The 17,470-nt window shown below is 61.0% G+C and carries 15 protein-coding genes; 9 read left to right on the top strand and 6 right to left on the bottom strand.

All coding sequences use genetic code 11. The features are described 5' to 3' along the window. Window positions 1-47: 47 nt before the first annotated feature. Window positions 48-1,403 carry an oxygen-independent coproporphyrinogen III oxidase gene (gene hemN / locus AWT76_RS00815; RefSeq protein WP_072244283.1) on the top strand — a complete coding sequence of 452 codons (1,356 nt, stop codon included), beginning with the start codon at window positions 48-50 and terminating at the stop codon, window positions 1,401-1,403. 23 nt (window positions 1,404-1,426) lie between these two features. Here the strand turns inward: hemN and AWT76_RS00810 are convergent, their stop codons facing one another. Both AWT76_RS00810 and AWT76_RS00805 read right to left on the bottom strand, forming a co-directional pair. Beyond that, window positions 1,427-3,634, bottom strand: a complete 2,208-nt coding sequence (locus tag AWT76_RS00810; RefSeq protein WP_072244282.1) for a hybrid sensor histidine kinase/response regulator — start codon at window positions 3,632-3,634, stop codon at window positions 1,427-1,429. 116 nt (window positions 3,635-3,750) lie between these two features. After that, window positions 3,751-5,715 (bottom strand): polysaccharide biosynthesis protein, encoded by a 1,965-nt coding sequence (locus tag AWT76_RS00805; protein WP_072244281.1) that lies wholly within the window; start codon window positions 5,713-5,715, stop codon window positions 3,751-3,753. A gap of 300 nt (window positions 5,716-6,015) precedes the next feature. On the opposite strand from AWT76_RS00805, the gene galU reads away from it, so the two are divergent. The 4 genes from galU to AWT76_RS00785 are packed head-to-tail and all read left to right on the top strand — an operon-like array spanning window position 6,016 to window position 10,079. Then, on the top strand, window positions 6,016-6,900 hold the full coding sequence (gene galU / locus AWT76_RS00800) for a UTP--glucose-1-phosphate uridylyltransferase GalU (protein WP_072244280.1): 885 nt from the start codon (window positions 6,016-6,018) through the stop codon (window positions 6,898-6,900). A gap of 18 nt (window positions 6,901-6,918) precedes the next feature. Then, the gene (gene galE, locus AWT76_RS00795; protein ID WP_072244279.1) at window positions 6,919-7,932 is read left to right on the top strand and encodes a UDP-glucose 4-epimerase GalE; all 1,014 of its coding nucleotides are present in this window, start codon (window positions 6,919-6,921) and stop codon (window positions 7,930-7,932) included. A gap of 45 nt (window positions 7,933-7,977) precedes the next feature. Further along, window positions 7,978-9,126, top strand: a complete 1,149-nt coding sequence (locus AWT76_RS00790) for a UDP-galactopyranose/dTDP-fucopyranose mutase family protein (protein ID WP_176699299.1) — start codon at window positions 7,978-7,980, stop codon at window positions 9,124-9,126. Then, complete coding sequence (locus AWT76_RS00785) at window positions 9,123-10,079, top strand: glycosyltransferase (RefSeq protein WP_072244278.1); 957 nt, start codon at window positions 9,123-9,125, stop codon at window positions 10,077-10,079. The genes AWT76_RS00790 and AWT76_RS00785 overlap by 4 nt, the downstream gene beginning before the upstream one ends. Here AWT76_RS00785 and AWT76_RS00780 read toward each other — a convergent pair. From AWT76_RS00780 to AWT76_RS00770, 3 genes are read right to left on the bottom strand one after another with little or no spacing between them, the layout of a single operon-like run. Beyond that, complete coding sequence (locus tag AWT76_RS00780) at window positions 10,035-10,736, bottom strand: sugar transferase (protein WP_072244277.1); 702 nt, start codon at window positions 10,734-10,736, stop codon at window positions 10,035-10,037. The two genes, AWT76_RS00785 and AWT76_RS00780, sit on opposite strands and share 45 nt — an antisense overlap. Beyond that, the gene (locus AWT76_RS00775) at window positions 10,733-11,563 is read right to left on the bottom strand and encodes an NAD-dependent epimerase/dehydratase family protein (RefSeq protein ID WP_072244276.1); all 831 of its coding nucleotides are present in this window, start codon (window positions 11,561-11,563) and stop codon (window positions 10,733-10,735) included. Before AWT76_RS00775 ends, AWT76_RS00780 begins: the two co-directional genes overlap by 4 nt. After that, window positions 11,560-12,813 carry a DNA polymerase IV gene (locus AWT76_RS00770; protein ID WP_072244275.1) on the bottom strand — a complete coding sequence of 418 codons (1,254 nt, stop codon included), beginning with the start codon at window positions 12,811-12,813 and terminating at the stop codon, window positions 11,560-11,562. Before AWT76_RS00770 ends, AWT76_RS00775 begins: the two co-directional genes overlap by 4 nt. Before the next feature lie 104 nt (window positions 12,814-12,917). Between AWT76_RS00770 and AWT76_RS00765 the strand changes: the two genes are divergently transcribed. Further along, the gene (locus AWT76_RS00765) at window positions 12,918-14,081 is read left to right on the top strand and encodes a mandelate racemase/muconate lactonizing enzyme family protein (RefSeq protein WP_072244274.1); all 1,164 of its coding nucleotides are present in this window, start codon (window positions 12,918-12,920) and stop codon (window positions 14,079-14,081) included. Window positions 14,082-14,149: 68 nt separating this feature from the next. After that, window positions 14,150-14,587, top strand: a complete 438-nt coding sequence (gene aroQ, locus AWT76_RS00760; protein ID WP_072244273.1) for a type II 3-dehydroquinate dehydratase — start codon at window positions 14,150-14,152, stop codon at window positions 14,585-14,587. Window positions 14,588-14,594: 7 nt separating this feature from the next. Here the strand turns inward: aroQ and AWT76_RS00755 are convergent, their stop codons facing one another. Then, entirely contained in the window at window positions 14,595-15,512 is a 918-nt protein-coding gene (locus AWT76_RS00755) for a calcium/sodium antiporter (RefSeq protein WP_072244667.1), read from the bottom strand. Between the two features lie 273 nt (window positions 15,513-15,785). On the opposite strand from AWT76_RS00755, the gene cysG reads away from it, so the two are divergent. Continuing rightward, window positions 15,786-17,162 carry a siroheme synthase CysG gene (gene cysG, locus AWT76_RS00750; protein ID WP_072244272.1) on the top strand — a complete coding sequence of 459 codons (1,377 nt, stop codon included), beginning with the start codon at window positions 15,786-15,788 and terminating at the stop codon, window positions 17,160-17,162. Next, on the top strand, window positions 17,159-17,458 hold the full coding sequence (locus tag AWT76_RS00745) for a DUF2849 domain-containing protein (RefSeq protein ID WP_072244271.1): 300 nt from the start codon (window positions 17,159-17,161) through the stop codon (window positions 17,456-17,458). Before cysG ends, AWT76_RS00745 begins: the two co-directional genes overlap by 4 nt. Window positions 17,459-17,470 lie beyond the last annotated feature (12 nt).

Below are 17,470 nucleotides of genomic sequence, written 5' to 3'. Positions count from 1 at the left end.
TTGATCTGTATCAAGGAACTGCCAGTAGTGTCGTGTACTCTAGACACATGAAACATGTTTCGCAACTTTCAAAGCTTGGTTTGTTTGACGCACGTGTGCCGCGGTATACGAGTTACCCCACCGCGCCCCAATTTAGCCCCGGTTTGACGGGTCAAACCTTTGCGGATTGGGTGTCGCAAATCGCCCCCGGTTCGCAGGTTTCGTTATATCTGCATGTGCCTTTCTGCCGCAGACTGTGCTGGTTTTGCGCCTGCCGCACGCAAGGCACCAGTTCCGATGCGCCCGTGATCGCCTATGCGCAAACACTTAAGGCAGAACTGGAGATGTTGCGCCGCGTGCTGCCCGAGGGGGTGACTCTGTCACGTCTGCACTGGGGCGGCGGGACGCCCACGATGTTGCCACCAGATGAAATGCGCAGCATTGCCGGGCTGGTATTTGACATCGCGCCCTTGGCCGAGGGCGGCGAATTCTCGGTAGAGATTGACCCGAATGAAATTGACGGTGCCCGGCTGGATGCCCTTGCCGAAGCCGGGATGACCCGCGCCTCTATCGGGGTGCAAGATTTCGATGCTGAAATTCAGTCGGTTATCGGGCGCGACCAAAGTTTCGAGATCACGAAGAACACGGTCGATGCGATCCGTGCGCGCGGCATTGCAAGCCTGAACGCCGATATTCTGTATGGCCTGCCGCATCAGACGCCGAAACGGATTGCCGACTCGGTTCAAAAACTGCTGACACTTAGCCCAGACCGCGTGGCCCTCTATGGCTATGCGCATGTGCCGTGGATGGCGCGGCGCCAGCAGATGATCCCCTCCGACACCCTGCCGCGCCCCGAAGAGCGGTTGGACCTGTTCGATACCGCCCGCCGCCTGTTCATGTGGGATGGCTATGACGAAATCGGGATCGACCATTTCGCCCGCCCGCATGACAGTATGGCCAAGGCCGCGAAAGCCGGGCTGCTGCGGCGCAATTTCCAAGGCTATACCGACGATCTTGCGCCGGTTCTGATCGGGTTGGGGGCGTCGTCGATCTCTCGCTTTCCGCAGGGCTACACGCAGAACGCTCCGGCGACGGCAACGTGGAAGAAATCCGTTCAGGCTGGTGAGTTTTCAACCGTGCGCGGCCATGTCTTTACGCCAGAAGACATCTGGCGTGGACGTGCAATAGAGGCGCTTATGTGCGACTTTCGGGTGTCGCTGACAGAGCTTGTCAAGAATTTCGGTGCGCCCGCCGCAGAGGTTCAGGCGCTGTTCGACAAGGTGGCCCTGAAATTCGGGCAATTCGTGGTCCGGGATGCTGACACGCTGCGCATCCCGCCAGAGGGACGGCCCTTGACGCGCATGATCGCGACCATGTTCGATTCTTATTCGATGGAAAAGACCGGGCACAGTTCGGCCGTCTGATCGCAGGTTACGGCAGGGTTTGATTATTCCGGCTTTGCCGATAGCGCGACACCTTGCGGCGCATGGGTTTGCAAGGCGTCGAGCAGAACGGCTTTGCGCAGCGGTTTGGTCAATGTCGCATTCATGCCAGCGGCCATGATCTTGTCAATCTCATCTCGCAGGGCATGGGCGGTCAAGGCAATGATCGGAATGTCCTGCCCGCCTTTCAGTTGCCGTATCCGGCGCGTCGCCTCGCGCCCGTCCATTTCGGGCATGGATATATCCATGAAAATCAGATCCGGTGGCGAGTGCATGACGCATTCCACCGCTTCGCGCCCGTTTTCCGCATAGGTAAGGTCCAAAGGCAGGTCACGCACCATCTTGCCAAACACAAGGCGGTTCGTGGCGTTATCTTCCGCATATAGCACGCGAAGCTTGCGGTGTGACACCGCGGGCGGACCTTTGGTCTTGTCCGGCGGTTCGCCCAAGGGGGGCGCATGGTCGTTCAACCGTTCCAACACGGAACACAGATCGCGCCACAGAAGCGGTTTCGACAGGGTGGCCAGATTTGTGTTCTGGGCCGCAAGCTGCGTCGCGTCTGCTACACTGGCACATAACAAAACCACGGGACATGTTGGCAGAACCTGCCGCAAGGCTGCCAGCACCGTGACCGCGTCTGCCTCTGACAGGTCGTGATCCAAAACAACAAGATCGGGGGCGAACTGCCGGGCCAGTTTTGTAGCGGTTTGCGCCTGTGTGGCGGTCATGGTCTTGACCTGCGCGGCGTGTAGCTGCCGTTCTATGATGCCACGGCTGATTAGATGGTCGCTAACAAGCAAGGCCCGCGCAATGCGTTTGGGCAAGGCAGACGGCGCCGCTTGAACATCTGCACCCGGCAAGGCCAGCGACACGCCAAAGCACGACCCCACACCCAATTCCGATTCCACCCACATCTTGCCCCCCATCAGGGAAATGATGCGCCGTGTGATCGCAAGGCCCAGCCCGGTCCCCTCGAACCGGCGATTGGCCGCTTCTTCAACCTGCCGGAATTCCGCAAAAACATGTTCTTGGTTTTCCGGCGCGATCCCGATGCCGGTATCCTCGACCGTCAGATGCACGACATGCCCTTCGGCCGAAACCCCGACACCGACGGCGCGCACCAGCACATAGCCGGTATCGGTGAATTTCACCGCGTTGCCCACCAAGTTGGTCAGCACTTGGCGCAAGCGCCCCGGATCAGCCACCAAATTGCGTGCAAGGAACATATCGTAGTCAAGGATCAGCTCTATCCCTTTGGCACGGGCAGAGGGTGCAAGCAGGGTCAGCACCTCGTGAATGGTCTTTTCCAAATCGAATGGTTCGGGATGCAGTTCCATGCGCCCCGCATCCATTTTCGAGAAATCGAGAATGTCGTTGATAATGGTGACCAGCGCTTGCCCGCTAGAGCGGATGGTGTCGGTGAACATGCGCTGTTCGCTGTCCAGATGGGTTTCCGCAAGCAGGTCGGCCATGCCCACAACACCGTTCATGGGCGTGCGGATTTCGTGGCTCATATTGGCAAGGAAGGCGGATTTGGCCTGCGCTGCCGCTTCGGCGCGTTCCTGCGCCTCTATCAACTCTGCCTGGTAGCGCAAGGCTTCGGTAATGTTGCGCACAAGCGAGACATAGTCGCCATTGGGCACACGCCGATCCATCAAGCGCACGCTCATCCCGTTGGTGAAATGCAGTTCCCGCGGGGAAATATGCTTGCCCGCCCACCGCGCCAGCATGGTGTCCACCCAGATTTCCGGGTCTTCCCCCTCTAGCAGCACCAGCCCTTCATAGGCGCAGATTTCAAGAATGCGCTGGTAGCGTATGCCGTGTTCAACTTCAGGAAAGTCATGGAACACACCCAGATAAGCCTGATTGGCCATGACAAGGCATTGGTCCGAATTGAATACGGCGAACCCATCCGGCATGGTTTCGATCGCTTCGCGCAAGCGCAGATTCGCAAGGTCCACTTCGGAATTGGCGACCTGAAGGTCCTGCGCCGCCTTTTCGTTCACATCTTTCAGCGCAACAGCGTGTTTGCGCACCATATCCAGTTCGTGCCGCTGCACCATGATCTGTTCGGACAGTGCAAAGGCATGACCGCGCAGCTGTTCATTCGCGGCTTTCAGTTCTTGGCGCAACTGCTCATACAAGCGTTCCGCGCGCAGCCGGGCGCGGCGTTCTTTTGTTAGCAAATCTGCGAAACGAACCGGAACTGTCATACGGCCAGCACTGAACCAAAGCGTGGGCCGCAGTATTGGCGAGAGGCGTGAAGAAGCTCTTAAAGCACTGCCAAGATATACGCCAAATTTGGCCCCGGGCTGCCAGGGCGGAAATGCTAGCCTGCTTCCTTCTGGATAGTTCCGTCCGGGTGAAGGTTATCTGCCTTCAGCGCCTGAAGGTCACGGGCGATCCAATGCATCAGAACCTTGCGGGCCATTGCGGTGTCGCCCTTGGCGACTGCTTTGCGCAACTGCCCCAGCGCTTCTGCAATCTGGACCGGGGACAGGCCAAGCTCCTCGGCCACGAATATCTTGGGATGCGCGGTGGGCCGCCGGCACTGGGTAATCAAAACCTGTTCTTCCAGCTTCTCGCCCGGGCGCAAATCTGTCACCGCGATCTCTATATCCCCGGATGGGTTGTCGGCGTCGCGCACCGTGTAGCCTGCGGCGGCGATCATCCGTCGCGCCAAATCTGCAATGCGGACACGCTCTCCCATGTCCAGCAAGAACACCTCTCCGCCCTGCCCCATCGCGCCCGCGCGAAGCACAAGTTGCGTCGCTTCCTGTATGGTCATGAAATATCGGGTCACGTCAGGATGGGTCAGGGTTACCGGCCCGCCCATTGTGATCTGCTCCTGAAACCGCGGAATGACAGAACCGGACGACCCCAACACATTGCCGAAACGAACCATGCAGAACACTGTTTGCGACGGTGTTGCCAAACGACGCGCCGTTCGCGCCCAATCGGCAACGATCATTTCGGCCATGCGTTTCGTGGCCCCCATCACGCCCACTGGACGCACGGCCTTGTCTGTCGAAACAAGCACGAAACGTTCGACCCCCGACAAGGCGGCAGCCTGCGCAAGGGTTGCGGTGCCAATGACATTGTTGAAAATCCCGGCCAGCACGTTTCTCTCGACAAGCGGGACATGCTTGTAAGCCGCAGCATGTAATACGATCTGCACGTCATGCTGTGCGAATGCAGCGATCATAGAACGCCGATCGGTGACACTGCCCAGAAGCGGGATAATCTGGGTGGCGTCCTCGGGCAACATGTCCGACAATTCGCTGTAAATCTGATAAAGCGCATATTCGCTGACATCCAGCAACACCAACTTTGACGGTTTGCACTGCAACACCTGTCGGCACAGCTCCGACCCGATGGACCCCCCGGCCCCGGACACCAGAACCGTTCTGCCAAAGTATTCATCATACGCAGCCCTAAGGTTGCCATCCACTGACTTGCGGCTGAGAAAGTCGTCAGGCAGCATTGTGCGGAGCGCGTCAAGCGGCTGCTTTTCGCCTAGTAGCTGCGATAGGGACGGCATGCTTTGCACGGTCAGCCCAAGATCGCTGAGCTTGCGGGCAATACGCGCCAGTTTCGGTTGCCCGATAGACGGCATGGCCAGCAAAACATGGCGCACGTCATTCTTCCTTGCGACGGTTGCGACCGTACTGGGCGGGAATACCGGCACGCCCGCCACTGTGACACTTTGCAAGGCTTTGTTGTCGTCCACGAAACCAACGACTCGCGTGGAACGATCCGCCCGCAAAGCAAGGGCAAGCTGTAACCCGGCTGTCCCAGCCCCATAAATCAGCACATTCCGCACCGTGATGTCGATGCGATATAACTTCAGCAACAGGTTCAGCATCAGCATCCGCATCAGCACCGAACCGATCACGAACAGGCTGGCGAACAGAACCACGCCGGAAACGCTAATGATGGGACCGATCACAGCATTCAAGGCCCAGACAATCGCGCCCAAGATTGCCCCCAGAACGCCGCTCAGCGCCATGCCGTGCGATTCGTAGGATTTGAGCTGCACCTTTGGCAAACCCAGCGCCGAAGACAGGATTGCGGTGGCGGATATCAGCAGCCCCATCGCCATCAGATACCGAACGACATCAGGTTGCTCAGCACCGGTCGGAACGTCGAGCAGAATCGCCGCTGCGAAAGCGACGGCGGCGATCGCAAGGTCGACGATCAGCAGCAGGCGCTGCTTATGTCCACGCTGCATATTCCGAATCACGAAAAGGGTGCGGGTCAGGGTTTCGTTAATCCGCAAACGATCAAAGAACATCTAATATATGAACTCCGAATACTGGCACATACTGTTGTCTTGGACCCCAGACAGGCCATGACGGGCATTTTTTACTAAAGGCTTTATCAAGGTTAATTTTATACGACGACGATGCACCATCAGAGGTTGCATTGCAAGACGTGACTGCCGAGCGCACAATTGAATGACAAATTTATGTAACCGCTCGTCTTTCGAGCGTTTTTTGGCGATAATCGCGAATTTCTCACATGCACCTTGCAAGCGTGCACGTCTTCTGTGTAGGTGATTTCGACCTTTTTAAGCAGCTTGATGAGAGTTTTGATGACCAAGATAACCAAGGCAGTGTTTCCAGTAGCTGGTTTAGGGACACGTTTTTTGCCCGCCACCAAGGCAATGCCAAAGGAATTGTTGCCAATCATCGATAAGCCCATCGTGCAATTCGCAGTGGAAGAGGCCATTGCCGCAGGCATAACCGAATTGATCTTCGTGACAGGGCGCAACAAGCGTGCGGTAGGCGATCATTTCGACGCCAATCTAGAGCTTGAGGCCCAGTTGAAAGCCAAAGGCAAAACCGATTTGCGCGACATGGTGCGCAACATCGTGCCCGACGGCGTTTCGTGCATTTTCGTGCGCCAACCCGAGCCGCTGGGTCTGGGCCATGCCGTGCTATGTGCCGCACCGGCGGTGGGTGACAACCCGTTCGTGGTGTTGCTGGCGGATGACCTGATGCAAGGCACGGAACTGCCAACCGCCGCATTGGTGCGGGCCTATGCCAAAAAGGCTCAAACCATTTTGTCCGTGTCCGAAGTTGACCCGAAAGATACGTCGAAATACGGCATCCTGAGACCGGGCGCGACCGATGCAGACGGTGTTATCACCGTCGATGGCGTGGTCGAGAAACCATCTGCGGGTCAAGCGCCGTCGAATCTTGCCTCTTTCGGGCGCTATGTGTTCACGTCCGAGGTGTTTCAGGTGTTGCGTGGCCTGAAACCCGGGGCCGGCGGCGAAATACAGCTTGCCGACGCGATCGACCAGCTTGCACAAGCTGGCAAAGTCGCAGCCATCACCAACCCGTCGCGCCGCTATGATTGCGGCGACAAATTCGGCTACTTGACCGCGATTGTTGATGTCGCGTTGGGTGATCCAGAATATCGGGATCGGTTCCTTGACCTGTTGCGCGACCGGATCGCACAAACGGCGCATTGATACGGCGAGGGGCTTGACGTGACTGGCACACTCGACACTACTTCGCCCAACCGCGTTGTTCTTGTTACGGGGGGGGCCGGATATATCGGCTCTCATGCGTGCAAGCTGTTGGCGCAGCAAGGGTTCACCCCTGTTACATTTGACAGCCTGACGACCGGCTGGGCGCAAGCGGTCAAATTCGGGCCGCTGGTGCAGGCCGATTTGTTGGACCGCGCCGCGCTGGATGCGGCTTTTGCCGAATACCAACCTTGCGCGGTCATGCATTTTGCCGCCCTTAGCCAAGTTGGCGAAGCGACACGCGATCCGGGCCTGTATTGGCGCAACAATGTCTGCGGCTCGCTGAACCTGATCGAGGCGATGACCGCAGCCGGATGCCGCAATATCGTGTTTTCATCGACCTGCGCGACCTATGGCGATCAGGACGGGGTTGTCTTGGATGAGGACAGCCCGCAGCGCCCCTTGAACGCCTATGGCGCGTCGAAACTGGCGGTGGAAGGCATCTTGCGTGATTTCGGTGTCAGCCACGGTCTGAACTCTGTCATCTTCCGGTATTTCAACGTGGCAGGTGCAGACCCCGAGGCAGAGGTCGGCGAATGGCACCAACCCGAAACCCACCTGATCCCGGTCATGATAGAGGCCGTGGCAGGTGCCCGCCCGGCGCTGACAATCCATGGTAACGACTATCCAACCCATGACGGCACCTGCATCCGCGATTATGTGCATGTCATGGACCTTGCCCGCGCGCATGTGCTGGGGCTGGATTGGCTGCTGAACGCACGCGGAAGCCGCGTGTTCAATCTGGGCACCGGCGTCGGCTTTTCGGTGGCAGAGGTGATCGCGCAATGCCGCGCGGGCACCGGGCATCGTGTGCCGCATAGTTTCGGGCCACGCCGCGCGGGTGATGCTGCGGCGCTTGTGTCGGGCAGCCGACGTGCCGTCGAAGAACTGGGCTGGACACAAGAACGTTCATCGCTGAAGCTGATGATCGAAGACGCTTGGCGTTGGTATAAGCTGGGTGGCTACTCGGGCTAACCACGCAGATTGCGGAGACCATCCGCGCAGTTATTGGTGCCGCTCATGCGCAAATCGCTTCTAATGGTTGGGGCCGGGCTGTCAGGGGCGGTTCTGGCCAGACAGCTTGCCGAAGCCGGACATGATGTGACGGTTCTGGACACGCGCAGCCATGTCGGCGGAAATTGTCATACCCAGAGAGACCCAGAAACCGGCGTTTTGGTCCATGTCTATGGCCCGCATATCTTTCACACCGATGACGCTGAGGTGTGGGATTACATCAACAGGTTCGGGCGTATTCGGCCCTATACGCACAGGGTCAAAACAACCAGCGGCGGGCGGGTTTACACGCTGCCCATGAACCTGCACAGCATCAACCAGTTCTTCGATGCCGCGATGCCCCCGGCAGAGGCACGCGCCTTTGTTGCCGCCAAGGCTGTCACGCTGCCCTATACCCCGCGCAATTTCGAAGAACAGGCGCTGTCCATGCTGGGGCACGAGCTGTATGAGGCGTTCTTCAAAGGGTATACAGCCAAACAATGGGGCTGCGAGCCAACAGAACTGCCAGCCGCCATCCTGAAACGATTGCCGCTGCGCTTTACCTATGACGACAATTACTTCTTTCACACCTATCAGGGCATGCCCGAAGATGGCTACACGCCTATCATTGCGGCGATGCTGGATCATCCGTGCATTTCGCTGTCGCTGAACACGCAGTTTGACCGCCCGTTGGCGCAGGGGTTCGACCATGTGTTCTATTCCGGCCCGCTGGATAGCTGGTTCGGGCAGGATGCGGGCGCGCTGGGCTACCGCACGCTGGATTTCGCACGGCTGGTTCATGACGGCGACTATCAGGGCTGCGCGGTCATGAACTACGCAGATGCCGAAATTCCGTATACTCGCGTTACTGAGCATAAGTATTTCGCCCCTTGGGAACATCACGCGCGGTCGGTCTGCTACCGCGAGACCTCTCGCGCTTGTGGCCCGGGCGACATTCCCTATTACCCGATCCGCTTGGCCAAGGACAAAGCCCTGCTGACAGATTACATCGCCCGCGCGCACTGCGAAACCGGTGTGACATTTGTCGGCAGGCTGGGCACCTACCGTTATCTGGACATGGATGTCACCATCCGCGAGGCGTTGGATTGCGCCGCGCTCTACTTGGAAAGCCTTGCGCATGACCGCCCCATGCCCGCTTTCGCGGTGGCGCCATGACACGCGCACGGGTGTGCGCCGTGGTCGTGACCTTCGACCGGCTGGACAAGCTGAACATTGCGCTGGACCGGCTTTTGGCGGAACCTCTGGACCATATCGTGGTGGTGGACAATGCCAGCACTGACGGCACCGACGCGTTTCTGCGCGGGCTAAACGATCCAAGGCTGGATTGCTTGCGGCTAAAGCACAACCTTGGTGGCGCAGGCGGGTTCGAGACCGGGATGCGCCATGCCATCGCCCGATATGACCCCGACTGGCTGCTGTTGCAAGATGATGACGCATGGCCCGCCCCGGGCCTAGTGAACCGCTTTCACAGCGCCAACACCGCGACAGCCGACGCGATCGTCACCGCCGTACGCACGCCCGAGGGCGCGATCTGCGACATGAATCGTCCGCTGCTCAACCCGTTCCGCGACTGGCGGGTCTTGCTGCGCACCGCACTTGGCGGCGGGCGTGATGCCTTTCATCTGGGCGAGGAAAGCTATGCCAGCATAACCCAACTGCCCGTCGATGGCGGGTCGTTCGTTGGGCTGTTCGTGTCGCGGCGGGCGATCACGCTTGCGGGCTATCCCGACGGGCGGCTGTTCCTATATGCAGATGACGCGCTGTTCTGTCACCAGCTGCGCGCTGCGGGTGGCCAGATCCTGTTCAGGCCGGACCTACACTATACGCATGATTCCGACAGCTTCGATGCTGGCGGCGCGCTGGTCCCGGATTGGAAACTGTATTTCTACCATCGCAACCTGCTGATTCTGTATCGGGCGGCGGCGGGAATGCTGTTTTGGCCCGCGATGCTGATGATCCTGCCGAAATGGGCCTTGCGGCTGAGAACAGGCGAAAACCGACGCCGCCGCGCAAGGCTTATGCTATGGGCCCTGCGCGACGGGCTGCGCCGTGACACGCGAATGTCACTCCCGGATCTGCGCGCCGCGATCGCACGGCAGGGGCTGTAGGCGGGGCTGGCGGCGCGTCGGGCGGCGGCGTGGCAAGCGCCTGCCCCGCGCCCAACCTGCCGACCGTGCCACCGTCAGCGCGATGATCCACAAATCCAGCCCCAGCCCGGCACGGTTCTGATACAACAGGTCAATCCGTGCCTTGCGCGGCACGCAGCGGCGCGCATAAACTTCGTCGGTTTCCTGTGCCGAGGTGCAGCGGCGCAATATCGCCTCTTCATGGCGGGCGAATACCAATGATGCCAGCCCGGTCACACCGGGCCGTGAGCGCAGGACACGGGCGTAAAGCTCTGGAAACCGCTCGACATATTGGCGCAAAGGTGGGCGCGGCCCGACAAAGCTGATATCGCCACGCAAGATGTTCAAAAATTGCGGCAATTCATCCATCCGCAGACGCCGCAACTTGCGCCCAAAAGGTGTGATCCGGTCCGATTTATCGCCCCCAGACACGCCCGAATCCTTGGCCGCAAGGCGCATGGTGCGGAATTTCCACAATGTGAAGGGCTGGCCGGGCCGGTGCATCCGTTCAGACCCGTAAAATAGTGGCCGCCCATCGTGCCACCACAGCAGCACGACAAGGCACATAAAGACCGCCAAAGCCGCAGGGGCCAGCAAGATCGTGAAACCAATGTCGAAAGCGCGTTTTCGCCACGTCATAGGCACTCGTTTGCCCCATGTCCGGCCCATGTCAAGCGCCATTCGGCGATCAATGCATCGGGTGTGGCTGGCTTAACAGGCACGAGCCGTTGCAACCGGTCCAACCGCATGCCCAGTTCGGCAAGCGCAGCGGCGGGCGCGGGTTGCCAGACCCAAGGCACGCCTGCGGCACGCAACAAGCTGTCCATGCAAATCAGCCCCGGTTGCGCCAAGTTTAGCACCCGTGGCAAGCGGTCGGGATGGCCGCACAGTTGCGCCAACACCCGCGCCAAAGTCAGCGGGCCAATATAGCAGCGGCGCGGCGCGCGCCCATCCGCGAAACGATCCAGACGCGGCACGCGACCCGGCACCAGACCACCCAGCAACGCATCTGCACCAGCGACATTGCCAACGCGCAGGCACGTTACGTTCAGCGCGTCCGCTTGGCTCAAAACCGCCTGCTCCATCCCCAGCTTAGCTGCGCCATAGGCGCTGGCGGGCTGGCATGGTCCGGCTTCGTCATGGGGACCGGGGCTTGTGCCATAGACCGCAGAGCTGGACGCCAGCAGCACGCGCCCTGCACCAAGCCTTCGGGCAGCGGACAAGGCCGCCAATGCCAGATCGGTAGTGTGCGCCAGCCCCTCGCCAGATGCCCCGCCCGACAGGCACAGAACCGCATCGACCGGACCGCAATCTGGCACAGGCCCGCATAGAGGCGACCAAAGGAAGCCGCCATCGGGCGCATTCGCGCGGTATTGCCAAACAGCATGAACGGCCAAACCGGGCCAGACTCGCCGCAAATACGCGCCAATGCGCCCGCTGGCCCCCATGACCAGAACCCGGCTCATCGCAGGCTGCGCCCCTTGATGACCGCATCCGGACCAAACCGGGCGCGCAGGCTGTCCATGGTGCGTTCGGCGGTGGCGCGTTTCGCGGCATCCCGGTCCAACAGGTCCAGCGCAAAGCCTGTGCCGTCATCTGCGGTCAGGTCTGAAATACCCACCCCGATCAGCCGGAATGGTCCCTGCGCCAATGCGCCCGCCAGCAGGGGTCGCGCGCTGCGCCAGATGGTATCTGCCAGCGTGGTCGGCGTATCAAGCGATTGCCGCCGCGTCAGGCTGCGATGGTCGGCGCGTTTCAGCTTGACCGTCACGACCCGCCCGGCCAGCCCGCGCGCCTTCGCACGGCTAGAGACCTGTTCGGCCAGCCGCCACAGGTGCGCTTCCAGCAGGTCGGGGTCGGACAGGTCGGCCCCGAAGGTGGTTTCCTTGGAAATAGACTTCACCGCCCGGTCGGGGCTGACCGGGCGCGTATCTTGCCCGCGCGCCAGATCGTACAGGCGCAACCCCATCGACCCGAATCGCGCGACCAGATCGGTCTGGTCCCAGCGCAGCAAATCATCAATCGTGCTGATGCCCGCGCGTTCCAGTTGCGCGCGGGTGGCAGCCCCCACACCCCAGATAATGCCCACAGGCTTGCCGCGCAGGAAAGCGTCGGTGTCGGCCTTTGCGATAACCGAGAACCCGCGCGGCTTGTCCAGATCGGACGCGATTTTGGCCAGAAACTTGTTATGCGACAGCCCGATGGACCCGGACAGGCGCAGCTCGCGTTCCATCCGGCGCACCAACCCAGCAAGCATGACCGCAGGCGGCGCGCCGTGCAGGGTCTGTGTGCCCGACAGGTCCAAAAACGCCTCATCCAGCGACAGGGGTTCGATGGCGGGTGTCAGGTCTTCCATCATGGCGCGTATCTCGCGCGAGGCGGTCACATAGGCCTCGAACCGGGGTTTTACGACCACCGCTTCGGGGCACAGCTGCAAGGCTTTGAACATGGGCATGGCAGAACGCACGCCGTGGATGCGCGCGATATAGCACGCGGTCGTCACCACGCCGCGCTGGCCGCCGCCCACGATCACCGGCTTATCACGCAAGGCCGGGTTGTCGCGCTTTTCCACGCTGGCATAGAACGCGTCGCAATCCATGTGGGCGATACTGAGGTCGAACAATTCCGCGCCCGCCACAACCCTGCGGCTATGGCAGGCCGGGCAACGCGGCCCGGCGGGGAATTGGGTCAGACAGTCACGGCACAGGGCAGGCATGGGCACAGAGTAGCGCGGGTGCGCCGGCAACGCGAGCGGGATTGCACCCTCTGGACCATTGCGCGCACGGCTTCTAGGGTCTGGCCCAAAAGGAGAGGACACATATGCGTATTCTGGATATTTGCGAGGTGACGAAGCCCATCGCGTCGCCCATCCGCAACGCTTACATTGATTTCAGCAAGATGACGGCAAGCCTCGTTGCGGTTGTGACCGATGTGGTGCGCGATGGGCGGCGGGTGGTTGGCTATGGCTTCAACTCAAACGGTCGGTATGGGCAAGGCGGGCTGATCCGCGAGCGCTTCCGCGACCGGGTGTTGCAGGCCGACCCCGCGACGCTGCTGGACGCGACCGGCGACAATCTGGACCCGCACCGCATATGGGCCGCGATGATGGCCAATGAAAAGCCCGGCGGGCATGGGGAGCGGTCCGTCGCGGTGGGCACGATCGACATGGCCGTGTGGGACGCAGTCGCCAAGATCGCGGGCAAGCCGTTGTTCCGGTTGCTGGCAGAGCGATATGGCGCGCAGGCGGACCCGCGTGTTTTTGTCTACGCGGCGGGCGGGTATTATTACCCCGGCAAGGATGACACCCAGTTGCGCGCCGAGATGCGCAGCTATCTGGACCGGGGCTACACGGTCGTGAAAATGAAAATCGGCGGCGCGCCCTTGGCCGAAGACCAGCGCCGAATAGAGGCCGTGCTGAATGAGATCGGGACGCAAGCGCAACTGGCGGTCGATGCCAATGGCCGCTTCGATCTGGAAACCGCCATCGCCTATGCCAAGATGCTGCGGCAATATCCGCTGTTCTGGTATGAAGAAATTGGCGACCCGCTGGATTACCAGCTTCAGGCCGCCATGCCCGAATTCTACCCCGGCCCCATGGCCACGGGCGAAAACCTGTTCTCGCACCACGACGCGCGCAATCTGCTGCGCTATGGCGGTATGCGGCCCGACCGCGACTGGCTGCAATTTGACTGCGCGCTGTCTTACGGTCTTGTGGAATATCTGCGCACGCTGGATGTGCTGGACCAGTTGGGCTGGTCGCGCCGTCGCTGCATTCCGCATGGTGGGCACCAGATGTCACTGAACATTGCAGCCGGTCTGGGGCTGGGCGGGAATGAAAGCTACCCCGACCTGTTCCAGCCCTATGGCGGCTTTCCCGATGGGGTGCGGGTCGAGGACGGCTATATCACCATGCCCGACCTGCCCGGCATCGGGTTTGAAGGGAAATCGGACCTGATCGCGGTCATGCGCGCGCTGGCAGAGTAAGCGCCTTTCGCTTGGCCCGCCCGCGCCTTGCAGTTAGAACAGGGCAAGATAACAAAAGGACGCGCGCCATGGCCCGCCTGATCTACATTCTGAACGGCCCCAACCTGAACCTTCTGGGCCAGCGCGAACCAGAGATTTACGGCCACACCACGCTGGCCGATGTGGAAGGCGCATGCGCCGCTCTGGCAAAGGATCTGGGGCTTGACCTGCGCTTCTTGCAATCAAACCATGAAGGGCAGATCGTGGATTGGGTGCAAGAGGCCCGCGGCACGGCGGCAGGCATCATCATAAACCCCGCCGCGCTGACCCATACATCCATTGCCATTCTAGACGCGCTCAATGCCTTCGACGGCCCGGTGATAGAGTTGCATATCAGTCAGGTCCACAAGCGCGAGGCGTTCCGCCAGCATTCTTATGTCAGCCAGCGGGCCGATGCGGTGATGGCAGGCTTTGGCACGCATGGCTACAATCTTGCGCTGCGCCAGATGGCGCATCTGCTGGGCTAGCTATGCGCTAGCCTTGCGCGGCCCAGACAAAACCCGCATAGGCCAGCAACAGAACCGCACCCGCCCTGCGCCCAAGGCCCTCGCGCATCAGCAGCATCAGCGCCAGAACGACAGAGGCCGCGATCATCACCGGCAGGTCAAACCGCAGGAAACGATCGGCCACGGGGATGGGTGCAATCAGTGCCGTAATGCCCAATATACCCAGCACGTTAAAGATATTGGACCCCACAATATTGCCAATGGCGATGGCAGATTGTTTGCGGCGTGCGGCCATGACAGAGGTCGCAAGTTCCGGCAGCGAGGTTCCGACCGCCACGATTGTCAGGCCGATAAACGCCTCTGACAGGCCCAGCGCATGGGCGATGCTGACAGCACCATCCACCAGCAGGCGCGCGCCCAGCATTAACGCGCACAAACCCGCCACCAACCAGCCCAACGCCTGCCAGAGCGGTTGCGCGGGCGTATGTTCAGTGTCCAGCGCTGCGCCCTGCGGGTTCAGATAGGCCCAGACCAGATACGCGATCAGACCCAGAAAAAGGGCCGCCCCGGCAAGCCGCCCAACCTCGGCCAGCCAGAACAAGGGCACAAGCGCAATCGCAGCCAGGACCATAACGGCCAGATCACGGCGAACGCTGCGCCCCGCCACATGGACCGGCCAGACCAGCGCCGTCACGCCCAAGATCAGCAGGATATTCCCGATATTGGAGCCGACCACGTTGCCGATGGCAATATCGGGCACGCCGCGCCACGCGGCATCCGCAGAAACCAACAGTTCCGGCATGGACGTGCCGAACCCCACAACCGTCAGCCCGATCAACAGGGGCGGCATTGCGAACCGATGCGCAATGGCAACCGCGCCGCGAACCAAGCCTTCACCGCCCAGCAATAGCGCCAGCAAGCCCAGACACACCAGAACCCAATCCATCACGAAACGCCCTCTCACAGCCGAATCCATCGACCGAACGGGCCGAAGCCTTGCGCAAATGGGAAGCGCATGGGCGCAAACAAGGGGTTTGCCGCAAGTCGCTTTTTCTGCCTTGGCAGCAAGACTGGAAAGCTGTCTGCCCGTTTCGAGCAGCCTTGGACTTTTTTCGAACTTTGGGCAAAATGTGGGAATATTTTTCCCTTTTTTTTACTCTATGTGGCGCTTTACGGGAAAGTATTTCATATAGGGGGCAAGAGATCCAAAAGGTGGCTCATGCAGCATTTCCCCATTTTCCTGAACCTGCGCGGCGCGCATGTCGTCATTGGCGGTGGCGGCGATGCGGCCTTGGCCAAGTTGCGATTGTTGCTAAAGACCGATGCGATCATCACGCTATGCGCTCCCGCCTTCCTGCCCCAGATCATTGCCCTGCGTCCACGCGTGACGCTGGTGCACCGCCCGCTTCTGGGCTGCGACCTACAGCGCGCGCGGCTGGTCTATGCCGCGACCGAGGATGACAGGCAGGATGCCCGCATCCGCGCTATCGCACAGAAGGCAGGTGTGCTGGTCAACGTGGTCGATAATCTGGAGGCGTCCGATTTTATCACCCCCGCAATTGTCGACCGCGACCCTGTTGTGGTGGCCATCGGCACCGAAGGTGCGGCCCCTGTTCTGGCGCGCAAGATAAAGGCCGGGCTGGAAGGCGAATTGCCCACCGGACTGGGCAAGCTGGCGCGCATTGGCAAGGCGTTCCGCGCCATGGCAGAGCGGTTGCCCAAAGGTGCCCCGCGGCGCGACTTCTGGGCGGAATTCTACGATCATGCCGGGCCAGCGGCACTGGCAACCGGCGAAGGGGCCGTGCAACACGCGCTCAACGCACTGCTGGCCCGGCATCTGGCGCGCAAACCCGCGCCGGGCCGGGTGGACTTTGTCAGCGCCGGGCCGGGCGATCCGGAACTGTTGACGCTAAAAGCCCGCAAGCTGCTGGATCGCGCCGATGTGGTTGTCCATGACCGCTTGGTCAGCGGCGCAATTCTGGAACTGGTCCGGCGCGAAGCGCAAATCATCGCGGTCGGGAAAGAGGGCTATGGCCCTTCCGTGTCGCAAGACCATATCAACGCGCTGCTGGTCGAGCATGCCGCGCAAGGCGCGCATGTTGTGCGGCTGAAAGGCGGAGATGCCAGCATTTTCGGGCGGCTGGATGAGGAAACCGACGCTTTGGACAGCGCCGGTCTGGATTGGCAGGTCATCCCCGGTGTGACCAGCGCCAGCGCCGCCGCCGCCAGCCTTGGCCAAAGCCTGACCCGGCGCGGGCGCAACGGCGATCTGCGGCTGGTCACGGCACATGACATGCAGGGCTTTGCCGAAGCCGATTGGCGCGCGCTGGCCGCACCCGGTGCCGTGACAGCGCTTTACATGGGCAAGCGCGCCGCGCGTTTCGTGCAAGGGCGTTTGCTGATGCACGGCGCCAGCCCGGCGATGGATGTGGCCATCGTGGAAAACGCCTCTTGCCCCAATGAAACCCGGCTGTACACCCGCCTGTCCGACCTGCCACAAGCCACCGCTGCGCTGGACGGACCCGCCATTATCCTTCTGGGCCTGCCGCCGCGGCGTGCGGCGCAAAACCAACCCCAAACGGAGCTTGCGCTATGAGCCGTCATTTCACCCCGTCCGTTCTAACCGCGAATGACCTGCTGGAAGGCGACGTGATCTACCTGGCCGCTTCGGGCGATTGGGTGCGCGAGCTATCGCAAGCGCGCCTGTTCACCGATGCCCGCGAGGCCGCCGAGGCGCTGGATGCCGCCGAAGGCCAGCAGGACCGTCTTGTCGGCGCGTATCTGGCCCCCGCCCAAGCCAGCGCCGACGGTCCCAAACCCGGCCATTTCCGAGAGGCGTTCCGCGCCAAAGGCCCGTCCAATTACGCGCATGGCAAACAAGCCCATGCCTGACCCGGAGCAGCC

Origin of the sequence: Roseibaca calidilacus, assembly GCF_001517585.1 — a bacterium.
Classification (GTDB): domain Bacteria; phylum Pseudomonadota; class Alphaproteobacteria; order Rhodobacterales; family Rhodobacteraceae; genus Roseinatronobacter; species Roseinatronobacter calidilacus.
The sequence above is the reverse complement of the archived record's forward strand: the minus strand, read 5'-3'. Positions and strand labels throughout refer to the sequence as shown.

Excerpts from the sequence above, each read along its gene's own strand:
- hemN (WP_072244283.1), top strand. The coding sequence starts at position 48 with ATGAAACATGTTTCGCAACTTTCAAAGCTTGGTTTGTTTGACGCACGT.
- AWT76_RS00810 (WP_072244282.1), bottom strand. The coding sequence starts at position 3,634 with ATGACAGTTCCGGTTCGTTTCGCAGATTTGCTAACAAAAGAACGCCGC.
- AWT76_RS00805 (WP_072244281.1), bottom strand. The coding sequence starts at position 5,715 with ATGTTCTTTGATCGTTTGCGGATTAACGAAACCCTGACCCGCACCCTT.
- galU (WP_072244280.1), top strand. The coding sequence starts at position 6,016 with ATGACCAAGATAACCAAGGCAGTGTTTCCAGTAGCTGGTTTAGGGACA.
- AWT76_RS00790 (WP_176699299.1), top strand. The coding sequence starts at position 7,978 with ATGCGCAAATCGCTTCTAATGGTTGGGGCCGGGCTGTCAGGGGCGGTT.
- AWT76_RS00785 (WP_072244278.1), top strand. The coding sequence starts at position 9,123 with ATGACACGCGCACGGGTGTGCGCCGTGGTCGTGACCTTCGACCGGCTG.
- AWT76_RS00780 (WP_072244277.1), bottom strand. The coding sequence starts at position 10,736 with ATGACGTGGCGAAAACGCGCTTTCGACATTGGTTTCACGATCTTGCTG.
- AWT76_RS00775 (WP_072244276.1), bottom strand. The coding sequence starts at position 11,563 with ATGAGCCGGGTTCTGGTCATGGGGGCCAGCGGGCGCATTGGCGCGTAT.
- AWT76_RS00770 (WP_072244275.1), bottom strand. The coding sequence starts at position 12,813 with ATGCCTGCCCTGTGCCGTGACTGTCTGACCCAATTCCCCGCCGGGCCG.
- AWT76_RS00765 (WP_072244274.1), top strand. The coding sequence starts at position 12,918 with ATGCGTATTCTGGATATTTGCGAGGTGACGAAGCCCATCGCGTCGCCC.
- aroQ (WP_072244273.1), top strand. The coding sequence starts at position 14,150 with ATGGCCCGCCTGATCTACATTCTGAACGGCCCCAACCTGAACCTTCTG.
- AWT76_RS00755 (WP_072244667.1), bottom strand. The coding sequence starts at position 15,512 with ATGGATTGGGTTCTGGTGTGTCTGGGCTTGCTGGCGCTATTGCTGGGC.
- cysG (WP_072244272.1), top strand. The coding sequence starts at position 15,786 with ATGCAGCATTTCCCCATTTTCCTGAACCTGCGCGGCGCGCATGTCGTC.
- AWT76_RS00745 (WP_072244271.1), top strand. The coding sequence starts at position 17,159 with ATGAGCCGTCATTTCACCCCGTCCGTTCTAACCGCGAATGACCTGCTG.